The following is a 21,217-nucleotide window of genomic DNA, read 5'->3' on the forward strand; positions in this document are numbered from 1 at the left end:
ATAATACTCAAAAATCAACTGGATTATTCTTTACAAAATGTTAAAAAGAAAATGATTAAAATCGATTACATTTGTTATAGAAATTCAAGATTTAAAAATTTGAACTTAAAAGTTAAAAATATGATGAAATTAACTTTTAATTCTGAATTTTAAATCGCAAACTTTACATCTAATTATGCAAGAAAAACCTTTAATTTTAGTTACAAATGATGATGGAATTACTGCACCAGGTATCAGGGCTTTAATACGAATAATGAATAAGATTGGCGAAGTTGTTGTTGTTGCACCAGATAGCCCTCAAAGTGGAATGGGGCATGCTATTACCGTTGATAATGTTTTGACTTGTAATCCTATAACTATTGATGATGGGCCTCAATTAGAATATACTTGTTCTGGTACACCTGCAGATTGTGTTAAAATGGCTGTGAGTGAGATTTTAAATAAAAAACCAGATTTGTGTGTTTCTGGTATTAATCATGGACCTAATTCATCAATAAATGTCATTTATTCTGGTACAATGAGTGCAGCTATAGAAGCTGGTATAGAAGGCATACCTGCAATTGGTTTTTCATTGTTAGATTTTAAATGGCATGCAGATTTTAAGCCTTGTGAAGATTTTGTAAAAAATATTACATTAAATACATTATTAAATGGATTGCCTGAAGGAGTTGTATTGAACGTAAATATCCCAAATTTAAAGAAAGAAGAAATTAAAGGAACTAAAATTTGTAGACAAGCAATGGGGGTTTGGAAAGAAGATTTCGATAAACGAAAAAGTCCTTTTGGAAAAGAATATTATTGGCTTTCTGGCGAGTTTGTAAATAAAGATAAAGGTCAAGATACTGATGTTTACGCATTAGAAAATGGATATGTTTCAATTGTACCAGTTCAGTTTGATTTAACTGCACATCATATGATTCAAAAACTGAATTCTTGGGAGCTATAAATAAAGAAATATTTTTTGGAATTTTAATTTCAATTATTGCAACTCTTGCTGGTGGATTTATCTATATAGAATATTTTTCTAAAGTAGGTTTTACAGAAACTTTACAACTTATAAAAGAAGGAGATTTATATGGTAAAGTACTATCTATTGCAGCCATACCAAACTTATTTGTGTTTTTTGTTTTTATTAAAAAGAAACAAGATTATAGAGCTAGAGGAGTCTTATTAACAACAATTGTTATAGCTTTAACCACGTTAATTTTAAAATTTTTCTAATGAAGTACTACATTATTGCTGGTGAAGCTTCTGGAGATTTACATGGTTCAAATTTAATGAAAGCCTTATTTAAAAATGATGCTGATGCAACTATTCGTTTTTGGGGTGGAGATTTAATGAAAGCTGTTGGTGGTACTTTAGTAAGTCATTATAAAGAAAGAGCTTTTATGGGCTTTTTTGAAGTGATTAAAAACCTGAATAAGGTTTTAGTATTTATTAAATTTTGTAAAAAAGATATAGAACAATTTCAACCAGATGTCATCGTTTTTATTGATAATTCTGGTTTTAATTTACGAGTTGCAAAATGGGCAAAACAACAAGGCTTTAGAACTAATTATTATATTTCTCCACAAGTTTGGGCGAGTAGAGCAAGTAGAGTTAAAGGTATTAAAAGAGATATTGATAAAATGTTTGTAATACTGCCTTTTGAAAAAGAATTCTATAAAAAATACAATTATAATGTTGATTTTGTAGGACATCCTTTAATTGATGCAATTGCAGATAGAACACTTGTTGATGATGAAAAATTTAGAAAAGAACATAATTTAGGTATTAAGCCTATTATTGCTTTATTACCAGGAAGTAGAAAGCAAGAAATTACCAAAATGCTATCTGTGATGGTATCTTTAGCACAAGATTTTTCTGATTATACTTTTGTCATTGCAGGTGCACCAAGCCAAGATTTTTCTTTTTACAAACAAATTATTGGCAATGCATCTGTTCGTTTTATTAATAATGAGACATATGATTTACTATCCATATCAACAGCAGCTTTAGTCGCTTCAGGTACTGCAACTTTAGAAACATCACTGTTTAAAATACCTCAAGTTGTTTGTTATAAAGGAGGTTTTATATCATACCAAATAGCGAAGAGAATTATTACTTTAAAATACATTTCACTTGTTAATTTAATTATGGATAAACAAGTGGTAACAGAGTTAATTCAGAATGATTTTACCAGATCAAATCTAAAAAAAGAATTGACTAAAATTTTAGACGATAAACATCGTCAAGAATTGTTTTTAGCCTATTTCGATTTAGAAAAAAAATTAGGAGGTAAAGGAGCTTCAGAAAAAACGGCTAAATTAATTATCGAAAATTTAAACACTTAAATTGATGAAAAGAACACTGTTTTGTATCTTTTTTTCAGTATTAATATTGTCTTGTTCTTCATCTAAAAAAGTAGTCTCTTCTAATAAATCTATTACAAAGGCAGATAAAATTGTGGCAAATGCTTTAAGATACAAAGGTGTTAAATACAAGTTTGGAGGCACTACTAGAAGAGGTATGGATTGTTCTGGAGTTATATATGTGGCATTTGGTCAAGAGAACTTTTCATTGCCAAGAGTTTCTAGAGATATGGCAAAAAAAGGAACTAAAATTTCTTTAAAAAAAGCTCAAAAAGGTGACTTGTTATTTTTTAAAACAGATAAAAATAGTAGAAGAATTAATCATGTTGGTTTGATTGTTTCTACTAAAAAAGGGCAGATTAGATTTATACACTCTACAACTTCTAGAGGTGTTATAATATCTTCTTTATCAGAAAAATATTGGTATAAATCTTATGTAAAAGCAACTAAAGTACTTTAGTATTGTATTTTTTTGTAACTTTATTTCGCTATGAAAAGGTTACAAAACTACTTACCTCTCCACTTTGTGGTATATCTTATTTTAGGAATTTACACCCAATTTTCTTTTCAATTTTGGCATTTTGGATTTTTAGAACTACTAGTATTAGTTGTATTACTTATATCAGTTTTATTACTGACTAGTAAAAAAATTATAAGAACAATTCTAGCTTTTATTATTTTCTTTTTCATTGGTATATCTAGTGTTTACATCAATAATGATTCAAATTATAAAGATTACTACCAAAATTTTTCAAGCGATAATAATGTTCTTGTTCTACAGGTTAATAAAGTATTAAAAACAGGGAATTATCATTATAAATATGAAGTAGAAGTCAGACAAATAAATCAACAAAAAACGAGAGGTAAAGTTTTATTAAACGTAGCAAAAGATAGCATAAAAAAACCTTTGCAAGTTGATGAGTTTATATTCTTAAAAACAAATTTTAGTGAAGTGCCTAAATCGTTAAATCCTCATCAATTTGATTATAAATTGTATTTGAAAAAGAGAGGGATATATCAACAAATATATATTCAATCAAATGAATTTAAAAGGATAAACAATAACGGTTTTTCTTTGTCTGGATTATCAGCAAAATTTAGAAGCAAGATACAATTATCTTTACAAGAACATCGGTTTTCAAAAGATGAATTTGCCATAATAAATGCTTTATTATTAGGGCAAAGACAAGAAGCTTCTAAAGAATTAATCTCTAATTACTCAAAGGCAGGAGCGATTCATATTTTGGCAGTTTCAGGTTTACATGTTGGTATTATTTTGTTGATTTTAACTCAACTTCTTAAACCTTTAGAAAGAATAAAATATGGCAAGGTTTTTAAGGCAATTCTTATTATAATCTTATTATGGAGTTTCGCTTTTATTGCTGGGCTTTCTGCTTCTGTAGTTAGGGCTGTTACCATGTTTACTTTTATTGCTTTAGGGGCTAGTTTTAAAAAGAAAAAAGTAAATGAGTTTTCATTAATTTCATCAATGTTTTTACTTTTGATTTGTAAACCTATGTTTTTGTTTGATATTGGTTTTCAATTAAGTTATTTAGCTGTGTTTGGTATTATTTGGGTGTATCCAAGCATACATCAACTCTACAAATCTCGTTTTTTTATAGATAAAAAAGCTTGGGAAATTATATGTGTTTCTTGTGCCGCTCAAATTGGTGTTTTGCCATTAAGTTTGTATTATTTTCATCAATTTCCAGGTTTATTTTTTCTTGCTAATTTATTTATTATTCCTTTTTTATCGGCTATTTTAATTGGTGGAATTGTAATTATTTCTTTATCCTTAATTGGGTTTTTACCACAATTTTTAGCTAGTGCTTATGGATTTGTAATTGCTACCATGAATAATTTTATAGCTTGGATTTCTAAACAAGAACAGTTTTTATTTTCAGAGATTTCACTTTCTTTTTTAATGCTGATTTCATTGTATGTGCTCATCATTTTTAGTATTTCTTTCTTCATCAAAAAAACAGCTAAAAGATTACTGTATTTTCTTGTAGCATTTGTGATAGTACAAAGTGTAGTTTTATATGAAAATCATCAAAGGAATTCTGTAGAAGAATTTATTGTTTTTCATAAAAGCCGTAGTTCAATATTGGGTCAAAGATTTGGTAAAAATCAATTGATTTTACACGATATTGATACACCAAAAATAGTAAAACTAAATGCTATTCAATCTTATAGAATTGACGAAAATGTCCATCAATCTTACAAAAGACAACATCAAAATATTTATAGATTTAAAAATGAAAACATTTTAGTTATTGATAGTCTAGGTGTATATCAACTTAACAATGTTAAATCATCAATAGTTATTTTACAATATTCACCTAAAATCAATTTAGAGAGAATGATAAAAACCATTCAACCTAAAAAAATTGTTGCAGATGGTTCTAACTATAAAAGTTATGTGAAAAGATGGCAAGAAATAGCCAAAAAACAAAAAACTCCATTTCATTATACAGGAGAAGATGGAGCTTTTAAATATTGATTGGATTAAATTACTTCACTTTAAACTCTGGCTTAAAACTATTATAATATTCCTGAAACTGCTCTTTCGTTTTTAGTTCTTTGTGCTTGTCAGCTACAAATAATTTTAAATAAAATTCAAGCTGATTTGGTTTGTAGAAACCTGTTAGAGGATATAAAAAATTAGCATCTTCATCAAAAAAAGCAATAGTCGGATAACCTCTTAAACCTAAATAATCTGCAAACTGATGAGGGCTATTTCTTCTTTTCGCTTTAGAAGGATCATAGTTAGGATTGCTAAATTTATTTTCTTTATAAGTAATAGTTTCATTGCCTTCGCCATTAAACTTTACAGCATAAAAGTTTTCATTTACATATTTAGCAACATCTTTGTTTTGAAAAGTTTGTTTATCTAACATTTTACAAGGGCCACACCAATTTGTATAGACATCAACCATTATCTTTTTTGGATTAGTTTTCTGAAGCTCTAAAGCCTTATTTAAAGTAAGCCAATTGATTTTTTGTGCATTTAGTGATATACCAAAAAATGCAATAAGTATAAGTGATAATAATGTTTTTTTCATATTTATTTTCTTACAAATGATGTGCCAAATTTACGAATTATCTAATACCGTGCATCAATTTTTTAATTAATGGGTTTAGTATAAAAAATATCAAACCAACTGCTACAGGTATAATTGTAAAAATTAAAAAGAAGAAAGACATTGAGTATTTTTCAACAATTAGATCAATGTAGCCTCCTGTTTTACCAGCCATATAGTTACCAACTGCATTTACCAAATACCAAATACCAAACATCATTCCTATCTTTTTTGCAGGCACTAATTTTGAAACATAAGATAAGCCTACTGGAGATACACAAAGCTCTCCCATTGTATGAAATAGATAAGCTAAAACCAACCATATTAAACTAACAGAAGCTGTTTTTGCACCTTGTGGAATATTACTTGAGCCATATGCTAAAGCTCCAAAACCAATTCCTAAAAGAATCATTCCAATTCCAAATTTTACAGCAGCTGAAGGATTGAATTTACTTTCCCACCATTTAGAAAATAAAGGTGCTAAAAAGATGATAAACAATGAGTTTAAAATTAAAAACCAAGAAGCTTCTATTTCTGCAGATTCTGAAGAAAAAATAATAGATAGTTTCCAAATTACAAATCCCCAAATACTTAAAAAACTAATTCCTAAAACAATATTAGATAATGTAATTTTAGAAATTGTTTGCTTAAATAATTTTATTAAAACCCAAGAAATAATCAATAATGGAACTGTGGATACTAAAACATCAACAATTTTAAAAGTTAATGCAGAGTTACCTGTTAAAGCTCTTTGGGTGTAATCTCTAGCAAAAATGTTCATAGAACCACTGGCTTGCTCAAAAGCCCACCAAAAGAAAACTGTAAAAAAAGCTAACAATGCAACAACAATATATCTGTCTTTCTGAATTTTATCAGGGGTTTTATCAGCATTAATTTCGACTCTAGCAACAGCATCAGTCAAATCTACTTTTTTGGACGGAGCAACTCCAACATTCTCAAAAATAGTTCTTCCAAACCAAAATTGCATTGTTCCTAAAAACATAAAAATTCCTGCCAAACCAAATCCCCAAGAATAACTTAAATTATTAGCTAAAAAGCCACATAACAAAACCCCTAAAAATCCGCCAGAATTCACACCCATATAAAAAATAGTAAAAGCACCGTCTTTACGTTCAGGATATTTATCATACAAACCACTAACCATAGAAGTTACATTGGGTTTAAATAATCCATTACCAATAATTAAAAAAACAATTCCTAAATACAACGTAGTTTCAGTTTCCAAAGCCATTGAGGCGTGACCTAATGTCATCACTAAAGCACCTAAAGCCACTGCCTTTTGATAGCCTAATAATTTATCAGCTAAAATTCCACCAATTAGAGGTGTTATGTAAACGGAACTTGTATAGATTGCCAATAAGCCTAAAGCTCTTTCTCTAGACCATTCCCAACCACCATCAGCAAATGAATCTGTTAAGAAAAGTACAAAAATAGCTCGCATTCCATAATACGAAAAACGTTCCCACATTTCTGTAAAAAATAAAACAAATAGGGCTGGTTTATGATTTAGTAAACTAAATTCTTTAGATGTTGCTGTACTCATAATTGGTATTTTTTATAAAATAAAAAACCTCATAAATTTTGATTTATGAGGTTGATATTATAATACTTTTAATTTACTAAATCTTCATTTGCCAATTCAAAACCTTCTGTTTCTTTAGTTCTTAAATCAGTTTCATTGTCTTCAGCTCCATGAGTTAGTTTTTTTAGTTTATTAAAAAATAAATATACTAAAAGTGAGAAAGCTACACAGAAGATAGCAATACCCGTAAATACGGTAAATTCTCCGTAAACAGAAGAAGATTCACCTAATAAACCCGCAAATTTATTACCTAAACCTGTAGTTGCAAAGTAAATTCCCATCATTATTGATGCATACTTTGCAGGTGCTAATTTTGTAACAAATGATAATGAAACAGGAGATAAACATAGTTCACCAACTGTGTGAAATAAGTACGCTAAAACTAACCAAAGCATCATTGAGCTTCCAGTAGAATCATATTCATTAGCAGCAGCAGACATAAAGAAAAAACCAAGTCCAGTAATTCCTAAACCTATTATCATCTTAAATAAAGATGAAGCTTCTTTTCCTTTTATCTTTCTTTTTGCCCAATAAGCAGCAACAGCTACTCCTAACGTAATTATGAAAAATGAGTTTAAAGATTGAAACCAAGTTGCAGGAACTTCCCAACCCATCAGCATTCTATCTGTTTTTTCACTTGCGTAAATATTCATCAATCCTCCTGCTTGTTCAAAAGCTGCAAAAAATGCAATAATCAATAAAAAAGAAATCAGTAAAACAACAACTCTATCTTTTTCAATTTTATTTAAAGGTCTTTTATATTCTTCTTGATCTTCCTTGTTTTCAGATTTTCCTAAATAATTTCCAACATGAACTAGATATTTTTGTCCTGCTAAAAACTGAATTAAACCTAAAACCATTAAAATGCCTGCAAGCCCAAAACCATAATGCCAACCGTGAACTTCTCCAACATAACCCACAACTAATCCAGATAAAAAAGCACCAACATTAATTCCAATATAGAAAATTGTGAAACCTTTATCTCTTCTAACATCTCCTTTTTTATACAAACCACCAACCATTGTAGAAATATTTGGTTTTAAACAACCAACTCCAGCAATAATGAAACCTAATCCAGTATAAAAAGCCCACATTGCTTCAATAGCTAAAACACTATGACCTATAACTAATAAAATTGCACCAAGAATTACAGCTTTCTTTTGTCCTAAAACTCTATCAGCTAGAATTCCACCAGGAATAGAAGCAATATATACTAAAGCAGTGTACCAACCATAAAGTGCTAATGCTTCTCCTTGACTCCATCCAACACCAGGATTTATATCAGTAGTTTTTGAGGTTAGGTATAATACTAAAAGTGCTCTCATTCCATAATAGGAGAAGCGTTCCCACATTTCTGTAAAAAATAAAACAAACAGACCTACTGGATGTCCAAATAACTCTTTTTGATGTGGTAATTTAGATATAGTATTCATAATTATATTTGAATTTCTTTAAATTAAAATTTTAGTTATTAATTAAATGCTCTTCTACAAAATTTGTCATTTTTGTATATAAATTTAATCGGGTATTTTTTCCTTTGTAAATTCCATGAGTTCTGTCTGGTACAATAAACATATCAAATTGCTTATTGGCTTCTATTAAAGAATTTATCATTCTATAACTGTTTTGAACGTGTACATTATCATCTCCTGTACCATGAACTAACAAGTAATTTCCTTGTAACTTATCTGCATAATTTACAGGAGAATTATCATCATAACCAGCAGGATTTTCTTGTGGAGTTCTTAAAAAACGTTCTGTGTAAACTGTATCGTAAAAACGCCAAGAAGTAACAGGTGCAACAGCAATTGCTGTGGTAAAAATATCACTTCCTTTCAATAATGAATTTGTACTCATATGTCCTCCAAAACTCCATCCCCAAATACCAATATTATCTTTATCAATATAAGAACGTTCAGCTAATTTTTTTGCAGCAGCAATTTGGTCTTCGGTTTCATATTTTACTAAATTTAAATAGGTAGATTTTTTAAAATATGCTCCTTTAAAACCGGTTCCACGTCCATCAACACAAACTACAATCATTCCTTTTTGTGCTAGCATATTATGCCAATAGTCATTAGCACCATTCCATCTGTTTGCAACTTGTTGTGAACCTGGACCAGAATATTGAAATAGTAACATTGGATATTTTTTATTTTCATCAAAATCCATTGGTTTTATCATCCACATATTCAAGTCGTTTCCATTGATATTAATGGTGGAGAACTCTTTAGGACTCATTTTGTAATCTGCTAATTCTTCTTTTAGTGCTGCATTGTCTTTGATTATTTTCAACATTTTGCCTTCTGCATTGTATAAAGAGTAAATTGGTGGAATTTCAGAAGAAGAAAATGTATTGATAAAGTAGTTTAAATTCGTACTAAAAGACGCACTATTTTGACCCTTTTTATTGCTTAATAGCTTTTTATTTTCTCCATTTAAACCAATAGAGTAGACACCTCTATTAATAGATCCATTTTCTACAGATTGGTAATAAATAGTTTTCTTTTTATCATTAAAACCATAATAATTTGTTACTTCCCATTTTCCATTAGTAATTTGGTTGATGAGTTTTCCATTAAAATCATAGTGATAAATATGATTGAATCCATCTTTTTCGCTTGTCCAAATAAAAGAATTATCTGCTAAAAAAGTAAGGTTGTCTGTAATATCTATATATGCTTTATCAGTTTCTTTTAATAGTAAGGATGATGAATTATTTAACGCATTTACTTTGTGTAATTTTAAATCATTTTGATGACGATTTAATGTTGTAGCAACCAATACATTATTGTTATTAGACCATTTAATTCTAGGAATATATTCATAGTTACCCAAAGAAATTTTCTTACTATTTTTTGAAGAAACCGAATACATGTGTAATGTTACATCAGCATTTTTTTCTCCTGCTTTTGGATATTTAAAAACTTGTTGATTTGGGTATAAATCTTTACCAACTATGTCCATAGAAAATGTTGGTACTTCACTTTCATCAAAACGTAAAAAAGCTAAATATTTACTGTTATTACTCCACTCAAAAGCTCTTACAAAAGCAAACTCTTCTTCGTAAACCCAATCTGTAATTCCGTTTATAATGCTGTTTTTTTCTCCATCTTTGGTAATTTGAGTAACCGTATTTTTAGAAAAATCTTTTATAAATAAATTATTGTCTTTAGCATAGGCTACTTTTTTATTATCAGGAGAAAAAATGGGTTCCTGAATATCCTCACCAATTAAAGATATTTTTTTTGATGCAACATCATATGCATAAAAAGTACCTTTATAAGAACGTCTGTAGATTTTTTTGAAATTTAATCCTAGAATTATTTTAGTTTCATCATTATTGAAACTGTAGGTTTGAAAGTAACGTATTTTTGATAAATCTTTACTATTTACAATTGTTTCTACTTTTTCTAGTGTAGCATAACTATACTTATCAACAGTTGTATTACCTTGGTTATCTCTATTTAAAAGCGAATAAAAATCGCCATTCATGGAATTTAAGGCATTCATTCTATCAGAAGAAAATGTACCATTCCAAATTTTTTGTAAAGTTATTTCTTTATTTTGTGAGTCTATATTTGAAGTTTGTGCATAAGCTTTTTTACATAAACTAATTGTTAAGATTATTAATAAAAGAAGTGTTTTTTTCATATATATTCAGATTTTCGTAAAACTTTGTCAAGTTTACGAAATTATTGTCAAAAAAAAGGTTAAAAAAAGATTCTGATAATATAAAAAAAGTATTTACCATAAATTTTACTGGTGTAAATTATATCAAAAAAGCCTAGCAATTTTCATGCTAGGCTTACTATATTTTAAGAAAAGAATTTTTTATTTGTTTTTTGTCTTTTCTTTTTTTGTTTCTTTTTTAGAGGATGTTTTAGTATCTTCATTTACCATTAAAGGCGTTTTACCATCTGTAATAATAATTTTTGCATTTGGCGAATTAGACAGAGATTTAAAAGCTTCTATTGCTTTAATTCTAATAATGCCATCAGTTAAACCTTCAGAAATAATTATTTGAGCATCTCTTTCTCCCTTTGCGTTAATAATTTTTCTTTGTGCTTCTAGTTTTTCTTGTTTTAAAACAAATTCCATACGCATAGCATCTTGCTCTGCTTGTAGTTTTCTTTCAACAGAACTTGCTAAACCTCTTGGTAATTGAATCCTTTTCATTAAAACAGCAATCAATTCAATACCTTCTGCTTGTTTCTCTAAATTAATTTTCATCTTGTCTAAAATCTCGCTTTCAATTTTCGCTCTCATTCCAGAGTGCATATCCTTCGCAAAAAATTGTGCACAAACATCAGAAGCAGCAGATCTAAACACACTAGTAATTACATTTTCATAATTAGGGCCTAAATTTTGTAGAACTGAAGCAATTTTAGAACCATCTAATCTATGTAATATTGATATTTCTGAATTTACGCTCAAACCCTCTTTACTAGGTAAGCTTAAAACTAACCTAATGTTTTTTGTTTGAGTAGATTCTTTTACAACTTTACTTGTTATAGGGTTGTAGAAAACTGTTCCTTGAGTTTTTACATCACTAGAGAATTTACCTAAAGTTTGTTTAATACCAACTTCTCCTGGTCTAATTACAGCACAGCTTGCACATAATAAAATTAACGATGATAGTGTAAATAGTTTTTTCATAATTATAATGGTTTTGTAGGTTATTTTATAAAAATATTAACAACAATATCAATGCCATATTTTGTTTTTCTAAATTGAGATTTCTTATCAATAGATTAGAACTTAATATCTTTTTTTCTTTATCTTTTGATGAAAATTTCTTATATAGTTAATGTTATTTATATACATTTTATTACTTTGATGTATCTTTGTTTTATAGATTTTAAGCAAATAGATGAGCAAAATTATATCGGGGTTTTCAAAGTTTACCAAACAAGAAAAAATAGATTGGCTTACTAATAATTTTTTTCAAAACCCTAAAGAAGTAAAAAAAATCATTCATCAATACTGGAATGATGATAAAACATTGCAAAAACTTCATGATGATTTTATAGAAAATACCATCACTAACTTTTATTTACCTTTTGGTGTAGCACCCAATTTTATCATCAACGATAAGTATTACACTATTCCTATGGTTATTGAAGAAAGTTCTGTGGTAGCAGCTGCTTCTTTGGTTGCAAAATTTTGGAGTACAAGAGGTGGTTTTAAAACCGAAGTTTTAGGAACAACAAAAATAGGGCAAGTTCATTTTATGTTTGCTGGAGAAAAAACTAATCTTGAAAACTATTTTAATACAAATAAAACTGAATTATTAGCTGCAACTGCATCCATAACAAAAAATATGGAAAAACGTGGTGGAGGTATTTTAGATATTGTTTTGGTTGATAAAACTGATAAACTAGCCAATTATTATCAATTGCACGTTACTTTTGAAACCAAAGACTCAATGGGTGCAAATTTCATCAATTCTTGTTTAGAAGCTATTGCTAATCAATTTAAGAATGATGAGATAGAAATTGTAATGAGCATACTTTCTAACTATGTTCCAGAATGTATAGTAAGAGCAGAAGTAAGTTGTAAGATTGATGAATTAGGAGGAGAAAATCCTCAAAGATTTGCAGAGAAATTTTACCAAGCAGTACAAATTGCCAAAGTAGAACCTTATAGAGCTGTAACGCATAATAAAGGTATTATGAACGGAATTGATGCTGTAGTTTTAGCAACTGGAAACGACTTTAGAGCGGTCGAAGCTGGTGCACATGCTTATGCATCCAGAAATGGTGAGTATTCAAGTTTGTCTTATTGTTCAATAGATAATGGAGTTTTTAAATTTTGGATAGAGATTCCACTTGCTTTAGGAACTGTAGGCGGTTTAACAGCTCTACATCCTCTTGCAAAATTATCTTTAGAATTATTGCAAAAACCAACTGCAAGAGAATTAATGCAGATTATAGCAGCAGCAGGTTTAGCGCAAAACTTTGCAGCTTTACGAGCTTTAACTACCAAAGGTATTCAACATGGGCATATGAAAATGCACCTGCAAAATATTTTAAATCAGTATAATGCTACTAAAACTGAAAAAAAACAAATAGAAACATACTTTAAAAATGTAACAGTAACACATTCTGCTGTTGTAGAAAAATTAAACTCGATTAGAAAATCAACTATCAACTGGATTGATTTTTTAGATGAAGATTTAGTGCGTGAAAAACTAGCTCAACTGGATGAAAATTCAGTTCCAGTTTTTGGTAAAATGAATGCTCAACAAATGATAGAGCATTTAAGTGCAGTTACACAAATTGCTAATGGTAATTGGAAAGTAAATGCATATGTTTCTGATGATAAAACTGCTAGAAGAAAACCTTTTTTAGATACTAGAAATGAGTTAACACAGGGCTTTAGGCCTTCTTTTTTATCTGAAGAGCCAAATGACTTTAAATTTAACTCTATAGATGAGGCTATTGAAGATTTGACATATCAAGTAAAATATTTTGTTGAAAAATTTCAAAAAGATTCAGATAGAGCTGTAGTTCATCCATTTTTTGGAGAATTAGATTTTGACTATTGGAAAAAGTTTCAAGTGAAGCATTTTACACATCATTTTAAACAATTTAATTTGTTGTAATGAATTTTTATTCAAATGGAAAATTATTATTAACAGGAGAATATTTGGTTTTAGATGGAGCCAAAGCATTAGCAGTACCAACAAAATTTGGACAGGATTTAATAGTAACGCCGATCAAACAAAAAGAATTGATTTGGGGTAGTTTTACAAATACAGGTGAATGTTGGTTTGAAGCTATTTTTGAATTGCCAAAGTTTCGATTAAAGTCAGCGACTTTTAATTCTGATAAAGAAGGCAGTGCAGAAATGATTGCAGAAACGTTATTTAATATTTTAAGAGAAACTAAAAGATTAAATTCAGAATTTTTAAAAACTAATGGAGGTTTTGTAGTAAAAACAAAATTGACTTTTCCCAGAAATTGGGGATTAGGAAGTTCATCAACCTTAATAAATTCAATTGCAAATTGGGCTAATGTAGATGCGTTTCAATTACTTTGGAACTCTTTTAAGGGAAGTGGTTATGATATTGCTTGTGCTCAAAATAATTCGCCTATTTTCTATAAAATTGAACGAGATTTCTCGACTGTACTCGAAATGACGCCGAAAGTTGAAAAAGCAGCATTTAATCCTAGTTTTAAAGAAAATTTATTTTTTGTATTTCTAAATCAAAAACAAGATTCTAAAGAAGGAATAGCTAAATTTAGAGAAAGTAGAAATAATTTTGATAGAGAAATAAAAAGAATTTCAGAAATTTCTGATGAGTTTTTAACAGCAAAATCATTATCAAAATTTGAAGAATTAATAGAAGAACACGAACAGATTATTAGTGAAATCATCAAACTAAAACCAGTCAAAGAAAACTTGTTTTCAGATTATATTGGAGCAATAAAAAGCCTTGGAGCTTGGGGAGGAGATTTTGTTTTAGCAACAGGAAACGAACAAACACCAAACTATTTCAAAGAAAAAGGGTATGAAACAATTTTTTCTTATTCAGATATGATTTTATAGAACGTCATTCTGAACTTGTTTCAGAATCACATAAGAATTAGAATGAGAAACTGAAACAAGTTCAGTTTGACGAAGAAATATGAAAAAAATAATAATTATAGGGGGAGGAGCTGCAGGTTTTTTTACAGCTATAAATGCAAAAGAAAAAAATCCTGATTTAGATATTACCATTCTTGAAAAAGGTAAAGACGTTTTACAAAAAGTAAAAATTTCTGGTGGTGGAAGATGTAACGTAACACACGCTTGTTTTGAGCCTAAAGAATTGGTGAAGTTTTATCCAAGAGGAGAAAAAGAATTGCTAGGTCCTTTCCACACCTTTATGACTGGTGATACTTTTGAATGGTTTGATGATAGAGGAGTTCCGCTAAAAATTGAATCTGATAACCGTGTTTTTCCAGAAGCAAATACAAGTCAAGCTATTATAGATTGTTTTCAAAATGCTGTTGATAACCTTGGTATAAAAGTGTTCACAAACTGTGGTGTGAATTCTGTTTATCAACAAGAAAATAAATGGGTTATCAACACAAAGAATCAAGACTTTGAAGCAGATAAAGTGGTTGTTGCAGCAGGAAGCTCTAAAAAAGTATGGGAGTTGTGTAAAACACTAAATCATTCTATTATAAAACCTGTGCCTTCGTTATTTACGTTTAATATTAATGATAAACGAATCACAAATTTACTCGGAATTTCTGTACCAAATGCAACTATAAAAATTGTAAATACAAAATTAGAAGCTTCTGGGCCTTTGTTAATTACACATTGGGGAATGAGTGGGCCAGCAGTTTTAAAACTGTCTGCTTTTGGTGCTCGAATTTTAGCTGATAAAAATTATCAATATAATATTGAGGTAAATTGGTTGTTTAGACCCACTGATAAAGTGTTGAATGTTTTACTGAATTTAAAAAAGAAAGAACCTCGAAAAACGGTGATTTTAAAATCGCCTTTTACAGAAATTTCCAAAAGACTTTGGGAACGATTTGTACTGTTTTCAAATATTTCTAAAAATCAAAATTGGGCAGATTTGAATACTAGACAATTGCAAAATTTAGCCAATCAACTCACAAAAGGAGTGTATAATGCAAATGGAAGAACTACTTTTAAAGATGAATTTGTAACTGCAGGTGGTGTTGATTTAAAAGAAATAAACTTTAAGCGTTTTGAAAGTAAACAGCATAAAAACCTCTTTTTTGTAGGTGAAGTTTTAAACATTGATGCAGTTACTGGAGGATTTAATTTCCAGAATGCGTGGACAGGAGGTTATATTTGTGCTAAAGCTTTGGCAGAAAATAAAAAATAATTAAAGTGTCATTGCGAGTTTACGAAGCAATCTCTTTATAAAAAGACAGATTGCTTCATTCGTTTCTCATTCGCAAAGACGCAAACAAAAAATATAAAACATGGCAAGAACAGAATCAAACGAATTTAAAATAGGCACAAAAGCTCCTGATTTTAATCTACTGAATACAGTTGATAATAAACACTATACTTTGACTGATTTAAAAGGAGAAAAAGGAACAATAATACTATTTATTTGTAATCATTGTCCGTTTGTAATTCATGTAAACGAACAATTGGTAAGATTAGCTAATGATTACAAATTGAAAGAAATAAATTGTATTGCCATAAGCGCAAATGATATTGAAAATTATCCACAAGATGCTCCACATTTAATGAAAAAAGTTGCAGAAGAAAATCAATATCCTTTCCCTTATTTGTATGATGAAACCCAAGCAATAGCCAAAGCGTATGATGCTGCTTGTACTCCAGATTTTTATGTTTTTGATGCCAATTTAAAATCTGTTTATCATGGGCAATTAGATAGTTCTAGACCTGGAAATGGAAAACCAATTACAGGTGAGGATATTAGAAATGCTTTAGACAATTTACTGGATAATAAACCAGCTTTAGAAAACCAAAAACCAAGTGTTGGTTGTGGTATTAAATGGAAGTAAATTTTGGACTTTCGTTAACGTGTTTGTGTATGATTTCGTTGCGTGTTTTAGCACTAAATTTAGCAAATATATCACAGTTAGAAAGTCCGCGAGGATTTTCGTAAGTAGGCTTTTACTAGCAATTAATTTTATACGTTATTATGCTTTCGTTATTTCATTTCTATTCTTAAAATATTAGCAATAAATTCAATTGCATTTTTATTGTATATGCTTGGACAACCGGAAGGTATTATTCCACTTTCTTTATAATTATCTTCCTGTTGTTTGTTCCTAAAATTATATGCTGAATAATCAAAGTTATTTTTCAAATCATTTTCTCTAATAATTCTCCAAACATCTTGCTTGCTACTTGATGGAATTACTTTTTTAACTTCTGATGCTAATTGAGTAGCAGAAAAAGGAAACTGTTTTATTAAATCTTCTTTTACTTTTTTAACTACTTCTACGTGGTCAATTGGTGTTACATTTCCAACTAATTTCAATGTAGTTGCTCCTTTTTTCTCGACAAATTCTCCTTCTTTTATGAACTTTAATTGTGAAGCTAACTTTTCGTCAACGACTAATATTTTAGAGTTTTCTTTTTCTATAACTGACTTTTCAGTATCCAAAATTGCTGCGTTTTCTGGTCCAGCTTTTCCTATTTTTGACATTAAATCAAGCCATTGGTTATTATTCTGTTCAACTCTTTTATTGATTATAGCCTCTAATTCAGGAAATTGAATTTTCTGCGTTCTTCCTCCATATCTGAAATAGATTTCTCCATTTTTAATTATTTGGTCTTTTCCTTCGTCTTTTTTAGCAATTATTGGTTTCGTTTGTGCTTTATAAATTCTAAACACTCCAAAATTTTTGTTGTCAATTTTAAATACTGCTTGTTCCCAATTTATATTTCCTGAAAATATATTCAGTAAAAACCCTGTGATTTTTTCAGGGTCTATTTTTTCAAATTGGTCTAAAGCATTCGCAGAAAGTCCATTTGGAATTCTTGGTGAATCTTGAACGCCAAAAACTAAATAGCCACCTTTATTGTTTGAAAATGCTGAAAAGTCTCTAAAATAGTCAGCAAGAGAAGAAAAATTAAATTGTTCTTTAAACTCAAGTTCTTGTCCTTCTCTGTGAAATAAATAACCAGAATCGGATATTCTTAATATTTCTTCAATTACTGGTTTTTCAATCATTTACGGATTTTTTCTAATGACACACAACTTTACGCGATTATGATGTGCGTTTTAATGACTTATAATCGTCGTTAACGAAGTTAGATGAAATTAAATTTAGAAACAAACTAAATTACCCAAGTTCTCCCCTATGAGGTTTTAACGAGTCTCTGAATATTTTCATATCTTTTTCATCAACAGTTATAAATGCAGAGCATAACATTGGGTTTTTTTCGTGAATGTTAATCTGATGATATGTTAAGTTTTCTAAAGTAGAAAATTCTTTTAAATGAATGGTGTGATGTTTTGCAGTTTCTAAAGCATCTGGGCCTCTAAAGTCCCATAATAATTTAATTTTTCTAATCATTTTTAATAATTTACAAATATGAATAATTCTCCACTTTCAAAAGTAATATTTACTTCATTTTTAATCGCTTTATTTCGTGTGCCAATTCTTGATCCAAAAACTAAATCTTCTTTATTTAATTGATATTGTAGTCCTTTTGTAATAATGTTTTTAGCTGCTGGAAAAGGAATTAAAGAAACAATTTGGTCTCTACAACCAGCAATTTTTGTGTTTTTATCAGCGAGAAAATAATAACTATAATCATCGATGAAAGTAAGTTTTAATTTTTCTTTCCATTGAATGGCAGTGTGTAAATTCCCTAAAAAATGATCTTGCTCTTTTCCACTTGCTCCACAAACATCAATTGTTGTAAACTCTTTATCAAATAAAATTTGGAGTACTTTATCAAAATCTGTAAAATCTTGATTGGGAGTTTTAATGACTTCAATATCTTTTGGGATATTTTTTAATGAATCAAAATCACCAGAAATAAAATCTGGAACTATATTATGTTTTTTTAAATATTTATAAGCACCATCAGTAGCACAAACTAGATCGTATTTACTTAAATTAGGTAACTTTTTTGGAAATGCTCCATTCAATAATAAAAAAACTTTTTTTGTTTTCATTGAATGTAAAAATAGCTATTCATTTTTAATAAAGAAGGATAATTTTTATGAAGATTGTAGTTTTGATTTTTTTACTTTCGAATTTAAATTAATATTAAAAAACTTAATAATAATAATAGCAATTATAACTCCATGAGTGGGTGTTATTAGCATGTTAGCGAAACCTCTAAAAAGTAAATTGTTTGCTATATTATTGGTTTTAGAAATAAAATAGAAACTATGTAGTAAGCCTAATAAAAGTGAAAAAATACTTAATAAAATGCACCAATAAAATAGTTTTTTAATTTTTGAATTGTAGGTTTCTTGACATTCTCTTGCTTTTAATTTTTTAAAAAAATAAATAATTGCTGTGATTAATAACGCGTAAAAGATAATTACGAATTTTAAATCTCCATTTGCTAAAAACTCTAAAATTGGCATTCTCATCAGTATAAATTTAGTGGTTATTGTTTTTGATTTTTATTTCTAATAATCTATGTTTTTCTTTCAATTTCAGTAAATCATTTTGTTTATTTTTCAAATGATTATCAAAAAAAGAAAGTATAGTTGTGTTTATAATTCGATATCCTTCTTTTGGATTTATGGTTCCAGATTCGTTTAATTGAGGAATATTTATCATTAAAGGTATATCCATAAAACTGGCATGTCCTGTATTTTTAATTTTTGCATCATAAAAAACGGTTGAACTCCCATTTCTGAAAGCATATTTATTAAAATTTGGATGTGGAGGTTTCCAATCTGACGAAATGATAAGAAAAGGTTTGGTTAAACTGGTATCAATCATATTCCCCCATTGAACACCATCTAAACCAACGCTAGCAGTAATTCTTTTATCATCCAAAAGTGCTTGCCCTGCTGAAGTTGCTCCTTGCGAATGCCCAAAAACACCAATTTTATTGGTATCTATATGATTTGCTAAAAAAGAGGAAGTATTCCAAGTTTCAAGTTTGTTAATCACTGACGAAATATCTTGAGACCATCTTTTTGCAATATCTGCTGCAATGTAATTTTTTAAAATATTTTTAGATATCAAAAGTTGTTCTTCTTCAGTTTTAGCATTATTAAAATCTTGTTGACTTTTCCAAGCCATTTGTGCCATTTTTGGAGTGTTTATGTATTCTTTATCATATTCTTGATTGTATAATTTTAAATTTCCATCAGGAAATAAAGTACCTGCACTTTCATAAGTGTGGTTAATATTTAAAACGATATAACCTTTACTTACAATTTCTTCAATAATGGCATAATAGCCAGAAGCTTTGGAATACGAACCGTGAGAAAAAATTAAAACAGGGAATTTTTCATCAGCAATTTTTGGACTTATATAAGTATTGGTTTCTACTAAATCTAAATAATTAAAAGTCCATTTTGGCAACCCATATTTTGTAGCAAAACCAATTCTATCTCCATTATTTAAATACGGTTCTTTTTTTTCATTTTTTATGATTGCAGGGTACCAAACTTTTATCATCAATTCTCTTTTATCATTAGGATTTTGAGTAATTAATTCGTCTCTTTCTGTTTTTAAATGGATATAATTTGAGCCAATTTTATAGTTTCCTGTTGGTTTTGGTAGTTCAAAAATGGGTAAAGCTGTTGGTAATACAAAACCAATAAAAAGTAGAATAACCAGAACAATTATTTTAAAAATTTTAAAAAACCAGCTACCATTTAAAAGTAAATTTTCTTTATAAACAAAAAATGCAATTGCAGATAGAAGAAGGTAATTAGGTATCATTTGCCATCTATAACCCTCAAAAAGTAACTGAATAATAAGAATACCTAATAATACTATTAGATGAGGTTTCTTGTATTTTTTGTTATTTTGAATTGAAATAAAAATGACAGAAAATAATGCAAATACTAATAAAATAATTTCTAATGTTCTCATTTGTTTAAGCAGTTTGTAAAGTTTAGGGTAAAAGAAATTAATTGTAGACTAAAGCCCAAAAAATGCTAATGGACAAATAATAGACAGAGGTGTAAGTGATTGTGAATTAGATTTTTAAAATGAAGGTTGATAAATCTTCATTTGCAGATAAATATAGTTTTTTCCTTAATCTATACCTTGCTTTGTTTACGCTTTCTGGTGTAATATTTAATAAATTACTAATTTCTTTAGAAGATAAATTCAACCTTAAAAATGCAGAAAGTTTTAATTCGTTTGATGTTAAGTTTGGAGCAATTTGATAAATTGATGTTTTAAAATCGGGATATAATTTTTCAAAATTTGAGAAAAAAGCTTCAAAATCAGCATCCTGTTTTGAGTTTATAATTTTGGTAATATCTTCTTTTAAAGTAACTTTTAATTGTTCGTTTTTACTCTCTAAATCGATAATTTTATGCTGAATATATTTTTTTTCTACTCGTTCAAAATTTTCAAGTTTACGCGAAATTCTATTATTTCTTCTTTTGGTATTTCTTTTTCTAGTACTGTATGGAATATACACATATAAAAAAATAAATATGGATAAAATTCCAAAAAAAATAAGGCAAAAAATAAACCAAGTATCTGTATCTATTTTAAATTTCAAAAGATGTA

At 28.7% G+C, this 21,217-nt stretch carries 20 protein-coding genes; 9 read left to right on the forward strand and 11 right to left on the reverse strand.

Going from position 1 to position 21,217, the window contains the following annotated elements; all coding sequences use genetic code 11:
• Positions 1 to 175: 175 nt before the first annotated feature.
• Genes surE through BTO18_RS16995 form a run of 5 tightly spaced genes read left to right on the forward strand, consistent with a single transcriptional unit; the run spans position 176 to position 4,854 of the window.
• Positions 176 to 946 carry a 5'/3'-nucleotidase SurE gene (gene surE / locus BTO18_RS16975; RefSeq protein WP_105017371.1) on the forward strand — a complete coding sequence of 257 codons (771 nt, stop codon included), beginning with the start codon at positions 176 to 178 and terminating at the stop codon, positions 944 to 946.
• The gene (locus BTO18_RS16980; RefSeq protein WP_105017372.1) at positions 934 to 1,221 is read left to right on the forward strand and encodes a hypothetical protein; all 288 of its coding nucleotides are present in this window, start codon (positions 934 to 936) and stop codon (positions 1,219 to 1,221) included. Before surE ends, BTO18_RS16980 begins: the two co-directional genes overlap by 13 nt.
• Positions 1,221 to 2,333, forward strand: a complete 1,113-nt coding sequence (gene lpxB, locus BTO18_RS16985; protein WP_105017373.1) for a lipid-A-disaccharide synthase — start codon at positions 1,221 to 1,223, stop codon at positions 2,331 to 2,333. Before BTO18_RS16980 ends, lpxB begins: the two co-directional genes overlap by 1 nt.
• 4 nt (positions 2,334 to 2,337) lie before the next feature.
• Positions 2,338 to 2,811: a C40 family peptidase gene (locus BTO18_RS16990; RefSeq protein ID WP_105017374.1), complete on the forward strand. Its 474-nt coding sequence runs from the start codon at positions 2,338 to 2,340 to the stop codon at positions 2,809 to 2,811.
• A gap of 30 nt (positions 2,812 to 2,841) precedes the next feature.
• Positions 2,842 to 4,854 carry a ComEC/Rec2 family competence protein gene (locus tag BTO18_RS16995; protein ID WP_105017375.1) on the forward strand — a complete coding sequence of 671 codons (2,013 nt, stop codon included), beginning with the start codon at positions 2,842 to 2,844 and terminating at the stop codon, positions 4,852 to 4,854.
• A gap of 10 nt (positions 4,855 to 4,864) precedes the next feature.
• Here BTO18_RS16995 and BTO18_RS17000 read toward each other — a convergent pair whose 3' ends face one another.
• From BTO18_RS17000 to BTO18_RS17020, 5 genes are all read right to left on the reverse strand, one after another.
• Complete coding sequence (locus BTO18_RS17000; protein WP_105017376.1) at positions 4,865 to 5,416, reverse strand: thioredoxin family protein; 552 nt, start codon at positions 5,414 to 5,416, stop codon at positions 4,865 to 4,867.
• A 37-nt stretch (positions 5,417 to 5,453) separates the two neighbouring features.
• Positions 5,454 to 6,998 (reverse strand): peptide MFS transporter, encoded by a 1,545-nt coding sequence (locus tag BTO18_RS17005; protein ID WP_105017377.1) that lies wholly within the window; start codon positions 6,996 to 6,998, stop codon positions 5,454 to 5,456.
• A gap of 68 nt (positions 6,999 to 7,066) precedes the next feature.
• Complete coding sequence (locus tag BTO18_RS17010; protein WP_105017378.1) at positions 7,067 to 8,470, reverse strand: peptide MFS transporter; 1,404 nt, start codon at positions 8,468 to 8,470, stop codon at positions 7,067 to 7,069.
• 31 nt (positions 8,471 to 8,501) lie between these two features.
• Complete coding sequence (locus tag BTO18_RS17015; RefSeq protein WP_105017379.1) at positions 8,502 to 10,691, reverse strand: S9 family peptidase; 2,190 nt, start codon at positions 10,689 to 10,691, stop codon at positions 8,502 to 8,504.
• Between the two features lie 180 nt (positions 10,692 to 10,871).
• Positions 10,872 to 11,696 (reverse strand): prohibitin family protein, encoded by an 825-nt coding sequence (locus BTO18_RS17020; protein ID WP_105017380.1) that lies wholly within the window; start codon positions 11,694 to 11,696, stop codon positions 10,872 to 10,874.
• 214 nt (positions 11,697 to 11,910) lie between these two features.
• Between BTO18_RS17020 and BTO18_RS17025 the strand changes: the two genes are divergently transcribed.
• The 4 genes from BTO18_RS17025 to BTO18_RS17040 all read left to right on the forward strand — a co-directional run bounded on the left by BTO18_RS17025 (position 11,911) and on the right by BTO18_RS17040 (position 16,543).
• Positions 11,911 to 13,644, forward strand: coding sequence for a hydroxymethylglutaryl-CoA reductase, degradative (locus BTO18_RS17025; RefSeq protein ID WP_105017381.1), 1,734 nt, complete (start codon positions 11,911 to 11,913; stop codon positions 13,642 to 13,644).
• Positions 13,644 to 14,591 (forward strand): GYDIA family GHMP kinase, encoded by a 948-nt coding sequence (locus BTO18_RS17030; RefSeq protein WP_105017382.1) that lies wholly within the window; start codon positions 13,644 to 13,646, stop codon positions 14,589 to 14,591. The genes BTO18_RS17025 and BTO18_RS17030 overlap by 1 nt, the downstream gene beginning before the upstream one ends.
• A 79-nt stretch (positions 14,592 to 14,670) precedes the next feature.
• The gene (locus tag BTO18_RS17035) at positions 14,671 to 15,888 is read left to right on the forward strand and encodes a BaiN/RdsA family NAD(P)/FAD-dependent oxidoreductase (protein WP_105017383.1); all 1,218 of its coding nucleotides are present in this window, start codon (positions 14,671 to 14,673) and stop codon (positions 15,886 to 15,888) included.
• Between the two features lie 100 nt (positions 15,889 to 15,988).
• Positions 15,989 to 16,543: a thioredoxin family protein gene (locus tag BTO18_RS17040; RefSeq protein WP_105017384.1), complete on the forward strand. Its 555-nt coding sequence runs from the start codon at positions 15,989 to 15,991 to the stop codon at positions 16,541 to 16,543.
• A 149-nt stretch (positions 16,544 to 16,692) separates the two neighbouring features.
• Here the strand turns inward: BTO18_RS17040 and BTO18_RS17045 are convergent, their stop codons facing one another.
• From BTO18_RS17045 to BTO18_RS17070, 6 genes are all read right to left on the reverse strand, one after another.
• The gene (locus BTO18_RS17045) at positions 16,693 to 17,721 is read right to left on the reverse strand and encodes an ATP-binding protein (RefSeq protein WP_105017385.1); all 1,029 of its coding nucleotides are present in this window, start codon (positions 17,719 to 17,721) and stop codon (positions 16,693 to 16,695) included.
• 112 nt (positions 17,722 to 17,833) lie between these two features.
• On the reverse strand, positions 17,834 to 18,067 hold the full coding sequence (locus BTO18_RS17050) for a hypothetical protein (RefSeq protein WP_105017386.1): 234 nt from the start codon (positions 18,065 to 18,067) through the stop codon (positions 17,834 to 17,836).
• Positions 18,068 to 18,069: 2 nt separating this feature from the next.
• Positions 18,070 to 18,675, reverse strand: coding sequence for a thiamine diphosphokinase (locus BTO18_RS17055; RefSeq protein WP_105017387.1), 606 nt, complete (start codon positions 18,673 to 18,675; stop codon positions 18,070 to 18,072).
• A gap of 45 nt (positions 18,676 to 18,720) precedes the next feature.
• Positions 18,721 to 19,101 (reverse strand): hypothetical protein, encoded by a 381-nt coding sequence (locus BTO18_RS17060; RefSeq protein WP_105017388.1) that lies wholly within the window; start codon positions 19,099 to 19,101, stop codon positions 18,721 to 18,723.
• Between the two features lie 10 nt (positions 19,102 to 19,111).
• Positions 19,112 to 20,566, reverse strand: coding sequence for an alpha/beta hydrolase family protein (locus BTO18_RS17065; RefSeq protein ID WP_105017389.1), 1,455 nt, complete (start codon positions 20,564 to 20,566; stop codon positions 19,112 to 19,114).
• A gap of 106 nt (positions 20,567 to 20,672) precedes the next feature.
• Positions 20,673 to 21,209, reverse strand: a complete 537-nt coding sequence (locus tag BTO18_RS17070; RefSeq protein ID WP_105017390.1) for a helix-turn-helix transcriptional regulator — start codon at positions 21,207 to 21,209, stop codon at positions 20,673 to 20,675.
• Between the last annotated feature and the right edge of the window lie 8 nt (positions 21,210 to 21,217).

This window comes from Polaribacter porphyrae (assembly GCF_002954685.1).
GTDB lineage: Bacteria > Bacteroidota > Bacteroidia > Flavobacteriales > Flavobacteriaceae > Polaribacter > Polaribacter porphyrae.